General features: G+C 40.2%; 16 protein-coding genes, 1 tRNA gene and 1 pseudogene. 6 read left to right on the top strand and 12 right to left on the bottom strand.

Annotation, left to right across the window (positions count from 1 at the left end; genetic code table 11):
• Positions 1 to 181: 181 nt before the first annotated feature.
• The 3 genes and pseudogenes from VB732_RS19460 to VB732_RS19470 all read right to left on the bottom strand — a co-directional run bounded on the left by VB732_RS19460 (position 182) and on the right by VB732_RS19470 (position 1,786).
• Entirely contained in the window at positions 182 to 1,378 is a 1,197-nt protein-coding gene (locus VB732_RS19460) for a PLP-dependent aminotransferase family protein (protein WP_323232552.1), read from the bottom strand.
• 108 nt (positions 1,379 to 1,486) lie between these two features.
• Positions 1,487 to 1,642: pseudogene (locus tag VB732_RS19465) on the bottom strand (GntR family transcriptional regulator); the annotation flags it as partial.
• A 3-nt stretch (positions 1,643 to 1,645) separates the two neighbouring features.
• Complete coding sequence (locus VB732_RS19470) at positions 1,646 to 1,786, bottom strand: hypothetical protein (RefSeq protein ID WP_323232553.1); 141 nt, start codon at positions 1,784 to 1,786, stop codon at positions 1,646 to 1,648.
• Positions 1,787 to 1,939: 153 nt separating this feature from the next.
• Here VB732_RS19470 and VB732_RS19475 point away from each other — a divergent pair, with 153 nt between their 5' ends.
• Positions 1,940 to 2,155 carry a hypothetical protein gene (locus VB732_RS19475; protein WP_323232554.1) on the top strand — a complete coding sequence of 72 codons (216 nt, stop codon included), beginning with the start codon at positions 1,940 to 1,942 and terminating at the stop codon, positions 2,153 to 2,155.
• A 318-nt stretch (positions 2,156 to 2,473) separates the two neighbouring features.
• On the opposite strand, the gene VB732_RS19480 is transcribed toward VB732_RS19475, so the two are convergent.
• Complete coding sequence (locus tag VB732_RS19480) at positions 2,474 to 4,030, bottom strand: hydantoinase B/oxoprolinase family protein (RefSeq protein ID WP_323232555.1); 1,557 nt, start codon at positions 4,028 to 4,030, stop codon at positions 2,474 to 2,476.
• A 152-nt stretch (positions 4,031 to 4,182) separates the two neighbouring features.
• Here VB732_RS19480 and VB732_RS19485 point away from each other — a divergent pair, with 152 nt between their 5' ends.
• Positions 4,183 to 4,665 (top strand): GNAT family N-acetyltransferase, encoded by a 483-nt coding sequence (locus VB732_RS19485; protein ID WP_323232556.1) that lies wholly within the window; start codon positions 4,183 to 4,185, stop codon positions 4,663 to 4,665.
• Between the two features lie 5 nt (positions 4,666 to 4,670).
• Here VB732_RS19485 and VB732_RS19490 read toward each other — a convergent pair whose 3' ends face one another.
• The gene (locus VB732_RS19490; protein WP_323232557.1) at positions 4,671 to 6,761 is read right to left on the bottom strand and encodes a hydantoinase/oxoprolinase family protein; all 2,091 of its coding nucleotides are present in this window, start codon (positions 6,759 to 6,761) and stop codon (positions 4,671 to 4,673) included.
• Between the two features lie 288 nt (positions 6,762 to 7,049).
• Between VB732_RS19490 and tmk the strand changes: the two genes are divergently transcribed.
• The gene (gene tmk, locus VB732_RS19495) at positions 7,050 to 7,685 is read left to right on the top strand and encodes a dTMP kinase (protein WP_323232558.1); all 636 of its coding nucleotides are present in this window, start codon (positions 7,050 to 7,052) and stop codon (positions 7,683 to 7,685) included.
• A 17-nt stretch (positions 7,686 to 7,702) separates the two neighbouring features.
• Here tmk and VB732_RS19500 read toward each other — a convergent pair whose 3' ends face one another.
• On the bottom strand, positions 7,703 to 7,891 hold the full coding sequence (locus VB732_RS19500) for a hypothetical protein (RefSeq protein ID WP_323232559.1): 189 nt from the start codon (positions 7,889 to 7,891) through the stop codon (positions 7,703 to 7,705).
• Between the two features lie 128 nt (positions 7,892 to 8,019).
• On the opposite strand from VB732_RS19500, the gene VB732_RS19505 reads away from it, so the two are divergent.
• Positions 8,020 to 8,397: a hypothetical protein gene (locus VB732_RS19505; RefSeq protein ID WP_322676131.1), complete on the top strand. Its 378-nt coding sequence runs from the start codon at positions 8,020 to 8,022 to the stop codon at positions 8,395 to 8,397.
• Between the two features lie 224 nt (positions 8,398 to 8,621).
• The gene (locus tag VB732_RS19510) at positions 8,622 to 9,440 is read left to right on the top strand and encodes an alpha/beta hydrolase (RefSeq protein WP_323232560.1); all 819 of its coding nucleotides are present in this window, start codon (positions 8,622 to 8,624) and stop codon (positions 9,438 to 9,440) included.
• 260 nt (positions 9,441 to 9,700) lie between these two features.
• On the opposite strand, the gene VB732_RS19515 is transcribed toward VB732_RS19510, so the two are convergent.
• Together VB732_RS19515 and VB732_RS19520 are read right to left on the bottom strand one after the other, a co-directional pair.
• On the bottom strand, positions 9,701 to 10,048 hold the full coding sequence (locus VB732_RS19515) for a hypothetical protein (RefSeq protein WP_323232561.1): 348 nt from the start codon (positions 10,046 to 10,048) through the stop codon (positions 9,701 to 9,703).
• Between the two features lie 72 nt (positions 10,049 to 10,120).
• On the bottom strand, positions 10,121 to 11,605 hold the full coding sequence (locus VB732_RS19520) for a CIA30 family protein (RefSeq protein ID WP_323232562.1): 1,485 nt from the start codon (positions 11,603 to 11,605) through the stop codon (positions 10,121 to 10,123).
• Between the two features lie 247 nt (positions 11,606 to 11,852).
• Here VB732_RS19520 and VB732_RS19525 point away from each other — a divergent pair, with 247 nt between their 5' ends.
• Positions 11,853 to 12,356 (top strand): HugZ family protein, encoded by a 504-nt coding sequence (locus VB732_RS19525; protein WP_323232563.1) that lies wholly within the window; start codon positions 11,853 to 11,855, stop codon positions 12,354 to 12,356.
• Positions 12,357 to 12,600: 244 nt separating this feature from the next.
• Here the strand turns inward: VB732_RS19525 and VB732_RS19530 are convergent.
• The 4 genes from VB732_RS19530 to VB732_RS19545 all read right to left on the bottom strand — a co-directional run bounded on the left by VB732_RS19530 (position 12,601) and on the right by VB732_RS19545 (position 14,091).
• A tRNA-Pro gene (locus tag VB732_RS19530) sits at positions 12,601 to 12,674 on the bottom strand.
• Between the two features lie 50 nt (positions 12,675 to 12,724).
• Positions 12,725 to 13,090: a DUF1818 family protein gene (locus VB732_RS19535; RefSeq protein ID WP_323232564.1), complete on the bottom strand. Its 366-nt coding sequence runs from the start codon at positions 13,088 to 13,090 to the stop codon at positions 12,725 to 12,727.
• Positions 13,091 to 13,104: 14 nt separating this feature from the next.
• Positions 13,105 to 13,644 (bottom strand): hypothetical protein, encoded by a 540-nt coding sequence (locus VB732_RS19540; RefSeq protein ID WP_323232565.1) that lies wholly within the window; start codon positions 13,642 to 13,644, stop codon positions 13,105 to 13,107.
• 210 nt (positions 13,645 to 13,854) lie between these two features.
• Positions 13,855 to 14,091, bottom strand: coding sequence for a DNA-directed RNA polymerase subunit omega (locus VB732_RS19545; protein WP_073645038.1), 237 nt, complete (start codon positions 14,089 to 14,091; stop codon positions 13,855 to 13,857).
• Positions 14,092 to 14,109 lie beyond the last annotated feature (18 nt).

Here is a 14,109-nt window from a genome sequence, read left to right on the forward strand (position 1 = left end):
ACATGATATAATCTCCCTTTTAAAGGGAGATTTAAAATTTAAACCACGGTTTATATCATGTGTAGAGATGTGTTTATACTATACTTAACGCATCATATTTACTACTACAAAAACAAATGTAGAGCAGTAATTTATCATTACAAAATGTGTAGTACAAAGTACATTAGGACATCTATGCAACCTACGAACTGTGAACAAGCGGTTGATAATGAGATATGCGACGGTTGACGACAAGCGGCTTTGTATCTACGCATTCTCTAGAAATATACTTTTTCAGCAACTTACCCACAATCGAAATACCTTGCTCAATTTCCTCTGGCGAGAGACAAAAAGTTAGACGCATCGCTGGATAACCTTGCTTATCGGGGAAGAACGCCGAACCACACGCCAGGTAAACATTTTGTGCAAAGGCTTCGTTACGAATTGTCCCAATCGGGAAATCATCTGGTAACTGTACCCAGAGAAATAATCCACCCGTGGGAACTGTCCACCGAATCTCTTCAGGAAAATAACGTTCCAAAGCTTGCAGCATGGTATTACGACTTTGCAGATTATCTGTGCGAAGTCGGCTGAGGTGACGGCGATAATGTCCTGAAGCGAGATATTCGCTAACTATGGTTTGCGAAATACTGGATGTATGCAAGTCGTGGAGCAACTTCCGCTCAATAATTGCCTGATAATGCTTCCCTGTAACAACCATATAGCCAACTCGTAATCCAGGCATTAAAGTTTTAGAAAAGGTGCTTAAATAAGTCACCAAATTATTTTTATCTAAAGCTTTAATTGGTGCTGGTACTGCATCAAAATTTATTCCTTCATAAGCATTATCTTCCAAAATTGGGCATTCATATTTTTCAGCTAATGCTAGTAATTGTTGACGATGATTTTGTGTAGTTGTCAATCCAGTTGGATTGTGAAACGTACTAATCGTATAAATTAATTTCGGGCGGTGGCTGTGGAGATATTGCTCTAATAAATCTAAATTCATTCCCTCCGCAGTCATGGGAATACCAATAATCTTAGCTCCTAAGTTTTCTAAAATAGAAATTGCACCATAATAAGTGGGAGCTTCCACAATCACCCAATCACCAGGTTGGACATAATAATTCATCGCTAATGACAACCCTTGCTGAGAGCCATTAGTAATAATTAAATTTTCGGGAAAAACCTCTAATCCTTGATGTACTAGCATTTGAGCAATTTGTCTGCACAGAGTTAGTTGTCCTTGAGGCATCTCGTGAGGAAAGAAAATATCAGCATCATCTTGTCTTAGCGCTCGTCTAGCAATGAGGTTAATATCTTTTGGTGGACGAGGATAACCATAGCCAAAATTAATTATTCCTGGCTGTGTTTGTGCTTGCACCAGTGGAGTGTACATATCATAAAAAGAACACTTTCCTGATTTTGTAATTATGACATTTTGCGCTGGAGCAAATTTAGATTCTAGGTTGGCGCTATTGAGAGAAATGGTGCTGACAAAATATCCTGAACCTTGACGAGCAGAAACAATTCCATCTGCTTCTAAAACGTTATATGCTTCAATAATCGTAAGTTTGTTAACTTGTAAACTTTCTGCCAGAGAACGGATAGAAGGGAGGCGATCGCCACTTTTGAGTGCGCCAGATTTAATGAGATGACTGATGCGTTAGCGTAGCTCGCCGTAGGCATCGCGGATCTGCAAATAAATCGGTTTTGGTGATTGCCGTTCTAATAAAATGTTCATTATGGCGCACTTGTCAATGACTAAATAATCATCAATATTGGCAATATAAACTATTTCTACCAACTTTACCTAGTACAGTTGAGAGTTTTTTTACTATACCAGCTGGAATGCGGTTTAACTGTACTAGATTAAATCTGCCAAAACTGTACCTTCTCAGTTGTCAATTATTACGTAAAAGTAAAACTAATAGTTCACTGTTTATCAGGTGCTTTCACTATGAATAAATTTAATGTTTTGTTAAATTTACAAAAATATTGGCAACATTTTGTTAATTGGATGGCTAGTGGTTCTGATCTGCAAGTATGGCAGGAATCAGACCGACGTGGTAACATTTCTTGTTGGCACGCCTACGATCCAATAACAGGACGCTCTGCCTGTTTTGGTTCTGAAGAAGAAATACGAATTTGGATTGACAAGTGTTATTACAGATAAAATATCTTGCCCATTAGTATCATAAATAGATAATTTTGAGAGTAAAAAGTTGCTATAGCAATCCTAAATCATTTGTGAAATTCTCTGTTTCTTTTCTTGGCATCTTGGCGACTTGGCGGTTCGATAGTTTTCACAATTTAAATAGGATTGCTTTAGTACAGCACAGCGTAAATAAGCTACCCTTTTGAAATATCAAAAACCCTGATATAAGAGTAATTTAATACTTATGCAAAAGTTATGTAACGAACCACTGAGGCGCAGAGAACACAGAGAGATAAGAGTTTGAGAGATATTTTATCTAAGTCCTATAATTACGAATTACCCAAAGCCTCCTCCTCCAGGAGTTTCTATTACAAAAACATCCCCAGGTTTCATCTCTACTGTTGCTGTGCTGTCTAAATTCTCTTCAATTCCATTCAGACGTTGTATCCAGTTTCGTCCTACTTTTCCTGTCTCTCCGCCATTTAATCCAAAGGGAGGCATAACTCGATGTCCTGAGAGAATATTAGCTGTCATAGGTTCTAAAAATCGGATGCGGCGGACAACTCCATTACCACCGGAATATTGCCCTTTACCACCACTATTGGAACGAAGACTAAAGCTTTCTAAAAGTACAGGATAACGGGTTTCTAAAACTTCTGGATCGGTCAAACGGGAGTTAGTCATGTGAGAATGAACACCATCAGTTCCATCAAAATCACTTCCTGCTCCTGAGCCGCCGCAGATAGTTTCATAATATTGATATTGCTCATTTCCAAAAGTAAAATTATTCATCGTTCCTTGAGAAGCAGCCATGACACCTAAAGCGCCATATAAAGCATCAACAATTGTTTGAGAAGTTTCTACATTACCCGCTACCACTGCTGCTGGATAAATTGGATTCAGCATACAGCCGCTCGGTATAATAATTTCTAGAGGGTTAAGACACCCGGCATTCAGAGGAATATTATCATCAACCAAAGTCCGAAAGACATATAAGACTGCGGCTTGAGTAACAGCTTTAGGAGCATTATAATTACTATTTAGTTGTCGAGAAGTGCCAGTAAAATCAATGGTAGCGCTGCGGCTTTCTTGATGAATTGTCACTTTTACTTGAATTATTGCTCCATTATCCATTTCATAAGTAAACGAGCCATTTTTAAGAAGATTGATAGCTTTTCTGACTGACTCCTCAGCATTTGCTTGGACAAACTTCATATAAGCTCGAACAGTTTCAATTCCATATTGTAAAACCATTTTATAAAGCTCTTGTCCTCCTCGTTCGTTGGCGGCAATTTGTGCCTTAAAATCAGCAATGTTTTGGTCAGGATTACGAGCAGGATAAATATGATTTGAAAGATGCTGTCTTACTGCGGCTTCTCGGAAACAGCCATCTTCAACCAAGAGAAAATTATCAAAAAGAATTCCTTCTTCTTCTACTGTGGTACTGTGAGGAGGCATTGAACCGGGGGTAATTCCACCGATATCTGCTTGATGTCCACGAGAAGCAACAAAAAATAGGGGTATGGGGCATGGATTATTTTCATTACTTTCTACAAAAACAGGGGTAATTGCAGTTACGTCGGGAAGGTGGGTTCCGCCATTATAGGGATTATTAGATAGATAGACATTTCCTGGTTTTAGGGTGTCGCCTTTATCATTAATTAAACTGCGGACACTTTCACTCATTGAGCCTAAATGTACGGGAATATGGGGTGCATTTGCTACTAGTAATCCCGATGAGTCAAAAATAGCGCAGGAGAAATCTAGCCTTTCTTTGATATTCACAGATGTTGCTGTATTTTGTAAAACAATTCCCATTTGTTCGGCGATAAACTGATAGAGATTTTTGAAGATTTCTAGACGAATGGGATCGGGTTTAGTTGTTATGTACATATTTGACTCCTATTATTTTAGGACTTACGAAATAACTCTCTGAAACTCTCATTCCTTCGTGTCCTTTGCGCCTTTGCGGTTCGTTTTTCCATTATTTTGCGTAAGTCCTGTATTTGCTAAGATTATCTACTAAAGTGATTAAAAGTAGTTAAATGAAAATTCGGTCTACTACACCTGATGACATATTCCTAATTTTTTCCTTTATCCAAAAGAAGTCTGAATTTGATAGAAAGATTGGTGCTTATTCTGGTGTTCTTCAAGTTACTGAGGATAAAATACGTAAAACAATTTTTGGAACAGTGCCTTTCTCTTATGTTTTATTTGCAGAAACCTCAGAGTGTGTGGTTGGGTTTGCTTTATATGGATTTAGATACTCATCTTTTGTAGGACAACCGAGTATCTGGCTTGATGATTTGTATGTAGACGAAGATATGAGAAGTCAGGGAGCAGGAGCCGCATTAATGAATTATTTAGCTCAAGTTGCAAAGGACAATGACTGTACCCATCTTGCCTGGAATGCTGATGTTCGCAACAGTCGCGGACTTAGTTTTTATGATAGGCTAGGTGCAAAAGTTACAGAGCAAAAAGGTACTCGCTGTTTTTTAACCTGGACACCACAAATACTTGCTGTATAAGCAGTTTATAGACGCTGTAAAATTAGATGATTATATTCAGTTAATATTGCTTGCCAATCAGGTTCCACTACAATTGTGCTAATTTTTTCAACAACGATCGCAGGCCCATTAATCCTATCTTCTGGTTGTAAATCTTCTCGTCGGTAAACAGGCGTATTATACCATCTATTAGCAGTAAACATCCTTACTACCTCAACGGCTTCGGGGGGTTGAAATAGAGAACGTGTACGAGTAATTAAGGGTTCTTCGGGTGTCTCCATTTTCTGAATTACCTCTACTGAGGCTGATTCGATAATTAAAGTTTTATCTAATTGAATGAAACCATAACGTGATTTATGTTCATTCTCAAATTTTTGCCGCATCAATACCACATCATGGGCAAAGTTAACGGTTAAGGTAGAGTTAGTTCCTTCATATTTTAAGTTAACTTTTTTTACTATTTCTGTTTGAGCATTAACTTCATTTATTTCACTTCTAGCTTGAGTTTCTAAATATTCCATTAACTGCTTTAATTTAGAAATTAATGCTTGGGTTAAAGGCTGTTCTACTCCTCCTTCTCTAATCGCCCGAACATCAGCTAATCCCATTCCATAAGCGGAGAGAACACCAGCATAAGGGTGAAGAAATATTTTTTTCATTCCCAAGGTATCAGCAATTAAACAAGCAACTTGTCCGCCTGCACCGCCAAAGCAACAAAGCACATATAGGCTAACATCATAACCCCGTTGCAGACTGATTTTTTTAATTGCATTCGCCATATTTTCCACTGCGATCGCAATAAATCCAGCCGCTACTTGTTCGGGAGTACAATGATTGAATGTGGCGGCTTGAATATCTTGGGCTAATTGGGTAAATTGCTGAATGACAGTATCTTTATCTAAAGGTAAATTCCCATCAATGCCAAAAACTGAGGGAAAATATTGTGGGTGGATTTTGCCCAACATCACATTAGCATCAGTAACCGTTAATGGCCCGCCGCGTCGGTAACAAGCAGGGCCAGGATTTGAACCAGCAGATTTAGGGCCGACACGATAACTAGAACCATCAAAAGAGAGAATTGAACCGCCTCCAGCCGCAATCGTATTAATTGCTAATACAGGAACTCGCATCCGCGCCCCAGCAATTTCGGAATCTAGTTGTCGTTCATACTCTCCTTTAAAGTGGGCGACATCTGTACTTGTCCCTCCCATATCAAATGTGATAACTGAGTCAAAACCTGCTCTTTTACTAGTTTGAATTGCGCCGACGATACCGCCAGCCGGGCCACTTAAAATACTATCTTTGCCTTGAAATTGTTGTGCTGCAACTAAACCGCCGTCAGATTTCATAAACATTAATTTTACTCTAGGTAACTGACTCGCTACTTGGTTTACATAGCGGCGTAGAATCGGAGTTAAATAAGCATCGACTACTGTTGTATCTCCTCGGCTAACTAATTTCATTAACGGACTAACTTGATGAGATACAGATATTTGTGTAAAGCCGATTTCTTGCGCGATTTGGGCTATTTTTTGTTCATGATCGGGATAGCGATCGCTGTGCATAAAAACAATAGCACAACTGCGAATCCCTGTATGGTAAACTGCTTGTAGGTCACTTTTGACTTGTTCAATATTTATGGGTATTAATTCAATTCCATTAGCATCATAACGTTCATCTATTTCAATCACCTGCTCATAAAGCATGGTTGCTAAAACAATATGACGAGCAAAGATGTTAGGACGGTTTTGGTAGCCAATTCGTAGCGCATCTTTAAAGCCTTTAGTGATGAGAAGAACGACGCGATCGCCTTTCCTTTCTAACAGAGCATTTGTTGCTACCGTTGTCCCCATTTTTACTACTTCTATCGCTTCAGTAGGAATGGCTTTGTTGCTAGCAATACCCATAATATCTCGAATACCTTGGATGGCTGCATCTTGATATTGTTCGGGATTTTCTGAAAGTAGTTTGTAGACTATAATCCATTGCTGATTAGGCAGAGGGACAATTAAAAAACTTTCGGGATATTTTGAAACTCCATCGATAATTGCTTGATTATTAGTAACAGCAACAATATCTGTGAATGTACCACCACGGTCAGCAAAAACCTTCAACATTACTCTGTTTCCTGTATAATCATCAAAATTTACGAAATAGCTCTAAGAGGATGTTTGAAAAGTCGTAATTGATGTATCAAATATTTCTTACCCCTCCCTTTATAAAGGCTACGGTAGAACAAACGTGCAGATCAAGAGACTTGTGTGTACACCGTAGCCTAAAAGGAGAGATGAAATGTATTGCTTGCATTCGAGAAGCGCTATAACTACTGATTGTGGGATAAGCATCTCATCCGCCTGTAACACTTCACGCTATTCTTGATCAAGCGTCAGCGAACTTTAAAAAGCATGGGTGGCAAATTAATTGTATTTGAAGGGGTGGAAGGCTGCGGCAAAACCAGCCAAATGCAGCTTTGTTCCCAGTGGTTGGAAAGTTTGGGTGTTTCTGTGGTGGTAACTCGTGAACCAGGGGGAACGGAGTTAGGCTTACATCTTCGCCGCTTGCTACTAGAGAAGGCAGAGGATAAACCAGTTGCAGAAGTGACAGAACTTTTATTATATGCTGCTGACCGATCGCAACACGTGGAACAAGAACTCAAGCCAAATCTCGCAGCAGGGAAATATATTTTATGCGATCGCTACACTGACTCTACCATTGCCTACCAAGGATATGGTCGCGGTCTGAATATGAGTTTAATCAATCAGCTTAATAATATTGCCACTGGTGGTTTAGAAAGTGACTTAACTATTTGGTTAGATGTCGATGTCGAAGTCGGACTTTCCCGCAAACGGGGAGATGGAGTAGGATTAGACCGCATTGAACAAGAAGCGATCGCTTTTCATCGCCGCGTTCAGCAAGGATACGCACATTTAGCAGCATCCCATCCCTCACGAATTGTTCGGGTAGATGGCAGCTTGAGTAAAGAAGCTGTGCAAGAGGTGATTCAAGGAATTTTGCGCGTACATCTGCACTTGGCGAAGTAGGCAGAAATAAACTTTCACTACTTACCTTTTTTCTCATCCAGTGCTTTCTGAATAGCTTCTCTGCAAAACTCAGGAGGGTCGTCTTGTTGCTGCACTTCTTCTTTCATTGTCTTAGTGATACGTAAATTTAATCTTTCGGTTAAGGCTTCTTCTCTGTCTGTAGTGAACGGTTTTAGATTCTCTGGCTTGCCCTTATTCTTGGTCATTTGTATAGAAATATAAATAATAAGATTTTCCACATGCCTACCAGTGGAAAATGTTTAGTTGGTGGATGTTCACCCTGGTAAAGTTTGCATCCACCGATACCACTTTTACAAATGGGTAATTCTATTTTATGTTCACAAGGTCAGAACTCGAAATCAAAACCACTGCTGAGTTGAGAGACTTGTGCAGGCGTTACGGATTAAAGCCTACTGGGAATGGAGGGTACAAGACTAGTTGGATTGTCACCTTGATGGCATTCCCACAGATAGCACTCTCTCAATTAAGGCAAGGACGAGGGTTAAAATCACCAGGCTTCAGTGTAATTCAATTCCTCGAAGGGGTCGTAGATGAGATGAACTCCCCCACTGATGAACAAGCGGCACTAATTAGGATAACTTTAGAGCGCAAAGCTATGAGCTACCCTGACCGATATGACCAAGAGAGTTTACTAAACTTGCACAAAGCTAAAATGCACCTTGAGATGGCTATCGGGCTGCTAAATCAGTAAATCCGTTGACGAACCGAAAGTAATTAGTCCCTAGCAACCTAAAGCTGGGGACTTTTTGCGATGTGAAACTTATTCATTGATTGAAATTCCAGAAGCTACACAACTTGTTCAGGCTAGCTAGGATTATCCGACTTGTATATAGCATCTACATTTACGCAAAGTATGGATGGTACCATGTTCGGGGAACTAATGGCGATCGCAGCCACTGCAAAAAATTATTGACTATGCCAAAGATTCAGATTAACGGGATTGATTTGTTCTACGACATTAAGGGAACGGGTGAGCCTTTGCTATTAATAGCTGGCTTCCTTTGCGATCATGCCTATTGGTCACTGCTCATGCCATCGCTAGTTTCGCAATATCAAGTTATTCGTTTAGACAACCGAGGTATGGGGCGAAGTTCTGCCCCCGAAACGCCCTATAATCTGAAGCAGATGGCTAATGACGTTGCTGCATTGCTCGATCATCTTGCGATCGATAAGGTGCATTTAGCAGGTCATTCAATGGGTGGTCAGATAGCGCAAGAGTTAGTGTTAGCACATCCTGAAAAAGTACAAAGTCTGATGCTACTTTCATCCTTGGCAAAAGGTGATGGATTATTTAACAGCATCATTGAGACTTGGGGCGATCTCTGCGGTAATGTAGACTTGAAACTTTACGAAAAAGTCATCTTACCCTGGATATTTACAGATACCTTCTACTCGATTCCTGGAATGATTGAAGGTCTAATTGAATTTGCAATCAGATATCCTTTCCCACCAGAGGCTCATTCACTCCATCATCACAGCCGAGCTATGCTTGACTTCGACACAACAGACCGCCTTCAACAAATTCATTGTCCTACCCTAGTTCTAGTTGGGAAACAAGACATTCTTACCCCGCTAAAATTTTCCCGGCAACTTGCTCAAGGCATTCCTAACGCTGAACTTGTAATCCTCGAACGTGGGGGTCATGGCTTCTTAATTGAGTCGCCGGATACTGTGATTTCAGCCATGCTTAACTTCCTGCGAAAATTGAAGCCAGCTTACACCGTTTCTTTGTGAAGCTGTGCCAAATCTCTTAATTTCTTATTTCTTGGCGTACTTGGCGTACTTGGCGGTTCGTTCTTTATTTCTTGCACTATTAAGCGCATCTTCATACAGAATTGGTATTACACTGTGTAATCAATAAAACTGCTTCTATAAAACAATACAGTACAGTTAGGGTTTGTTGGGTTTCGCTGCCGCTCAACCCAACCTACTACTAAAAATCGATCATCCTTACCCATCTTTTATTAAAAATTATGAATTACGAATTGAAATATTCAGCGAGTTTCTAATTTAGCAACTCGCGCCTCTAATTTATTGACTTGTTGCTTCAATTCAACCACCAAAGTTGCCAACCGATCAAACATCGGATCTTGCTGTGATAAATTCCCTCTGGAACCACTTGATTGTCGTGGGGTAAGTGTTGTTCTTCGGGATGGAGATTGGCGACCTCGACCGAGTTGAGACTCTATCTGATTTAATCGTGACTCGACACGATTCAAGTCCGCTTCCAGGTTGTAGATGCGGGAGTTCACTTGCTGCGATGAAGCAGTGTTTCCCAATAACCCACCCCAGATAATTGTTGCTAAAATCCCAGCAAGTATTAGCACTTGGATTTTTTTCATAACAATCTATTTAATCTATTTAGACAGCATCTGTTAGTATGGCTACAGAGTAAAGATCTATAGCCACTTAACTTATTTATCCTTTACTAAATTAGAAAATAGCTTCTGCCAATCGATATACTTAACAGTATACTCTGCCTGTTTTACCTCTAAAGTGACATTACAAGCTTCTGCTAGTTTAAGCGCTTGCACGCAAAGTTCTGCCACATCCTCACGGCTGATTTTGCCCTTAATATTATCACCTTGCTCGAATATTAATTCCTTACCCCCTGGTTCCTCAGTTAAAGCACAAGGTCTAATAATCGTATAAGGAATTCCGCTTTCTCTTAAACTATCTTCTCCCTTCAACTTCCAAGTTAAAATTCCTCCCAATTGGTCATTTAATTTCACTGCTGGCGGTTCTTCATCTAAATTAATGCCAGGGCGGCCAGGACGAGTCACGCCTGCTGAACTGACTAAAATAAATTGTGGAAAAGTTGTCCCGCCATAAGCTTTAATTGATTCCAACTCCAAAGTAAAACCACCTGGAGAAAATTTTGGATTCAAAGCCCCATCATGTTCAAATTTGCTCAACATCAGTTGGAATGAACAAATTCTACTCTGCTCAATTGGCGGCGCATCTTTGACAGTTTTTGCCCGAAAGACGGGAATCAAATCTGCAAATGGAATGTGAACATCTATCCAGGTATTAGCTACTGTATCAAAAGAATAGCTATAGCCAATACCATCCCATTTTGTATCTGTTCGTAGGAAGATTTTATAACGCTGACCATCACCTTTGACGCGCAATTTCACACCTTCATGACCTGATAAGTTGAAAGGTGGATCAAAATTTTTAGTTCTTACAGAAGCAAATCCGCCAGAATTAGCGGTGGAGACATTACCCGCAAATAAAGCTTTATTTTCTACTAATTGGATATTACTAGCACTCACGCCACCCATGACGACATCATCCAACGCCCCCCAGTTATCTTTCAATTCTGCTGATGGCTTGGTGAAATCAAATATTAATTTTTCGTTTGCTTGGGGTAGATATTTTGCAGCCGCTTGGACTAAGTTTTTGACACCTTGATATTCGACATTTTCTGGAGTGTCGCCAACAATTTCTGGCTGGTAAAATTTAACACCTTGATTATATTTGGCTCTATCTGGTGTGTCTCCCTCTACTGGTTGTACGCGCACTGCTGTGCAACAAACTACAGCTTGAATATCAGCCATAACTAAAGGAGTTAAGGTTTCTGGTTGTGTGATATCCGCAACTACTAAGTCTATATCATTACCAAGAATTGACCGCGCTTTGTCAATATCTCGAACTAGGGCGCGAACTTTATAACCCTGTTGGAGCGATCGCTGCACCACTCGTTTACCTACACCACCTGTTGCACCTGCTACAAGTATTACACCCACGTTTCTCCCTCCATTGGGTCTATCTTGATTATCCTTGGGACGACCTTGGATTAACTGCTGTACCCAGTTAAGAAAAGGAATTACCTCAAAGTAAGTCAGGGTTTCGATAAACCTGCCTAAATCCCATTGAGAACGATTTTTGTCAGTCATATTTGCGTCCTCATAACTTTCTTAAGTCTAGCCCAATGTCTGTTTCTCAAAATCCTCCGGTACTCAGAATTTTGCTTTATCAGAAAAATGGGTTTAAAACCTCGTGTTTCCAGCAGGGCTTTAAAGTAATGAGTAAGGAGTAATGAGTGGATGAAAAATGGGTATTTACTCATTACTCATTACTCCAGAATCACTCAATTACGTAGGATACTTAATTATGTGTTCCTAATCAAACGGTAATTTACTTATGAGCAAACTTGAAGACATTCAAGCTGAGTACGAAAAGTTTCCCGAAGAATTTGAGAGTGTAATTATTAGTACTGTAAGCGCTCAAGCACAACCTAATGCTAGTTATGCTCCCTTTGTAATGGATGATTCCAAGAATATCTATATTTACGTCAGTGGTCTTTCAACTCATACCAAAAATCTCTATGCTAATCCTCATGTTAGTGTCTTATTTATCGAAGATGAAGCCAAGAGTAATCTAATTTTTGCCCGTCGTCGTTTGAGTTTTGATTGTACCGCAACTTTAATCGAGCGTGAAACCGACAAGTGGAATCAAATTGTCGGGCAATTTCAAGGGCGGTTTGGTCAAATTATCGAGGTTTTGCGTGGCTTGCCTGACTTTCGGATTTTCCAGCTAACTCCTACTGAAGGTCGTTTTGTAGTTGGTTTTGGCGGAGCATATCACATCAGTGGTGATAACCTCCATCAACTCGTTCAGATCACAGGAGATGCTGACAAAAAGTAGAGATGATATGTGACTGCGATCGCAACCAAGTAGAACGTTCGCGTAGCCTCTCCAAGAGTTGCGATCGCTTCACTTCATTCGTAATGACAACTAATTACTCGGATATGATATAAATCCTAATTTTATGTCAATACAGTTTAGAAAAGACCAAAACCCTTGTAGAGACGGCGATTTATCGCGTCTTGTAGATATTGAAAAACCTGCTAATCTTTTGAAAAGACTAGCAGGCATGGCTTATCATCAATCGGAGCGGCGGGATTCGAACCCACGACCTCCACTACCCCAAAGTGGCGCGCTACCAAGCTGCGCTACGCCCCGGTCAGAATTACTATCATATAACAAAACTCTAGGAAAATCAATAGGCAACTTTAAAAAACTTTAAGCATCCCAGCAGCTTGCAGCAAATCTGGAACAGCAGAAGCATCCCATTTACCCTCTACACCTCGCCCAGTATTCAAGATGAAACGCAGACTGTAATCATGAGGATAGCCTTCCACCTCCATCCATAATAAATCGCTTTCAGCTTCACAAGCAATTTTTTCCTCTTCCATTAATTCAGTTGCGAGTTGCTTCATAGTGTCTGCTAACTGTGCCAGCAGACGGCAAAAATCATTCAACTCGGCTTCGGTTAACTCAATTGCCCAATTATCTGTACCAACTAAACCTTGAAATTCAGTTGCATCAGGATTCCAGCCAATACGCCAACCAGATCCGGTTTTTATAACACGTTCCATAACTTCTAATTCCACTATTTCAGTAGTTCAGCACCTCCTCGTTGGGGTAACTGTGGGGTAGTCGATGTACTAGGAATAGGTACGGTGTTAGGGCTAGGGGATTGGGTATTTTGGGAAGTAGGATTAAATATATTAACTAGGACTTGCACTAGGGCATCTCTTTGACTGCGGTTGAGACGTGCGATCGCAGCTTTATCACCATTAATAGGATTTTCCCGTAGTGAATCATTCCCCGGATAGGTAGTATCATACATAATTTCATTCGCACCCAGGTAATCAGCTAAAGTCAGCTTCCAATCCAAGCGATAAATTGGGGCACGCCCTTTGGTATAAACGTGATATCTAATTAAACGATTTGCTAGGGTGTTGTTTTCGTCAACTTTCCCATTTTCTCTACTGATATACTTGTTTTCCCGTGGTAAATCTGGCAATTGCTGATAAACAACCTGCCAAACATCGCTAGGAGTGATTCTTTGAGCAGAAGCAGGTTGAATACTAAATAAATTTCTATGTAGTGATTTATCCGCCCCTGAACCAAAAACAATTACACTCATTACCATTAAGGAAAGTAGTAATGGTATTAGCAGTAGCGGAGCCTTTAGCCTGTGCTGAGTTACGAGTTTTGAGAGAATTGATCTAGGTAGAATTTTTTTCTTGCTCATAGAACGATATTTTGAAATGAGAGTGCTATCAAATTGCATTTTTACTCAGCCGAGGCTAAACGCCCCGCTAACGCTAACAGCACTCTCAACTCGTTTATGTTTTTATAATTCGCCAATAATCTCTGGCTGAGTCAATTCATCGGACATTTCGATAATTGCCCTTAGCACTGGCTTCATCATCGCATCTTCGTTATTTTCAAAGTCTTCATAACGCCGACGTTTAGCACGATTTGCCACCTGAACCGTAATGCGGTAACGATTTGAGGCTGCACTAATCAGATCCTCAGCACGATGCATAATCTGAGACTGAGTTGTCTCGAACTTAGAACGCTTTAGCATAATTCAGTGGTTCTTGGG

Source organism: Nostoc sp. UHCC 0252 (assembly GCF_034931145.1).
Taxonomy (GTDB): Bacteria; Cyanobacteriota; Cyanobacteriia; order Cyanobacteriales; family Nostocaceae; genus Nostoc.

Coding starts and splice junctions, on each gene's coding strand:
- tmk (WP_323232558.1), top strand. CDS start 7,050: ATGGGTGGCAAATTAATTGTATTTGAAGGGGTGGAAGGCTGCGGCAAA.
- VB732_RS19500 (WP_323232559.1), bottom strand. CDS start 7,891: ATGACCAAGAATAAGGGCAAGCCAGAGAATCTAAAACCGTTCACTACA.
- VB732_RS19485 (WP_323232556.1), top strand. CDS start 4,183: ATGAAAATTCGGTCTACTACACCTGATGACATATTCCTAATTTTTTCC.
- VB732_RS19545 (WP_073645038.1), bottom strand. CDS start 14,091: ATGCTAAAGCGTTCTAAGTTCGAGACAACTCAGTCTCAGATTATGCAT.
- VB732_RS19520 (WP_323232562.1), bottom strand. CDS start 11,605: ATGACTGACAAAAATCGTTCTCAATGGGATTTAGGCAGGTTTATCGAA.
- VB732_RS19475 (WP_323232554.1), top strand. CDS start 1,940: ATGAATAAATTTAATGTTTTGTTAAATTTACAAAAATATTGGCAACAT.
- VB732_RS19515 (WP_323232561.1), bottom strand. CDS start 10,048: ATGAAAAAAATCCAAGTGCTAATACTTGCTGGGATTTTAGCAACAATT.
- VB732_RS19510 (WP_323232560.1), top strand. CDS start 8,622: ATGCCAAAGATTCAGATTAACGGGATTGATTTGTTCTACGACATTAAG.
- VB732_RS19490 (WP_323232557.1), bottom strand. CDS start 6,761: ATGTTGAAGGTTTTTGCTGACCGTGGTGGTACATTCACAGATATTGTT.
- VB732_RS19460 (WP_323232552.1), bottom strand. CDS start 1,378: ATGTACACTCCACTGGTGCAAGCACAAACACAGCCAGGAATAATTAAT.
- VB732_RS19525 (WP_323232563.1), top strand. CDS start 11,853: ATGAGCAAACTTGAAGACATTCAAGCTGAGTACGAAAAGTTTCCCGAA.
- VB732_RS19535 (WP_323232564.1), bottom strand. CDS start 13,090: ATGGAACGTGTTATAAAAACCGGATCTGGTTGGCGTATTGGCTGGAAT.
- VB732_RS19540 (WP_323232565.1), bottom strand. CDS start 13,644: ATGAGTGTAATTGTTTTTGGTTCAGGGGCGGATAAATCACTACATAGA.
- VB732_RS19480 (WP_323232555.1), bottom strand. CDS start 4,030: ATGTACATAACAACTAAACCCGATCCCATTCGTCTAGAAATCTTCAAA.
- VB732_RS19505 (WP_322676131.1), top strand. CDS start 8,020: ATGTTCACAAGGTCAGAACTCGAAATCAAAACCACTGCTGAGTTGAGA.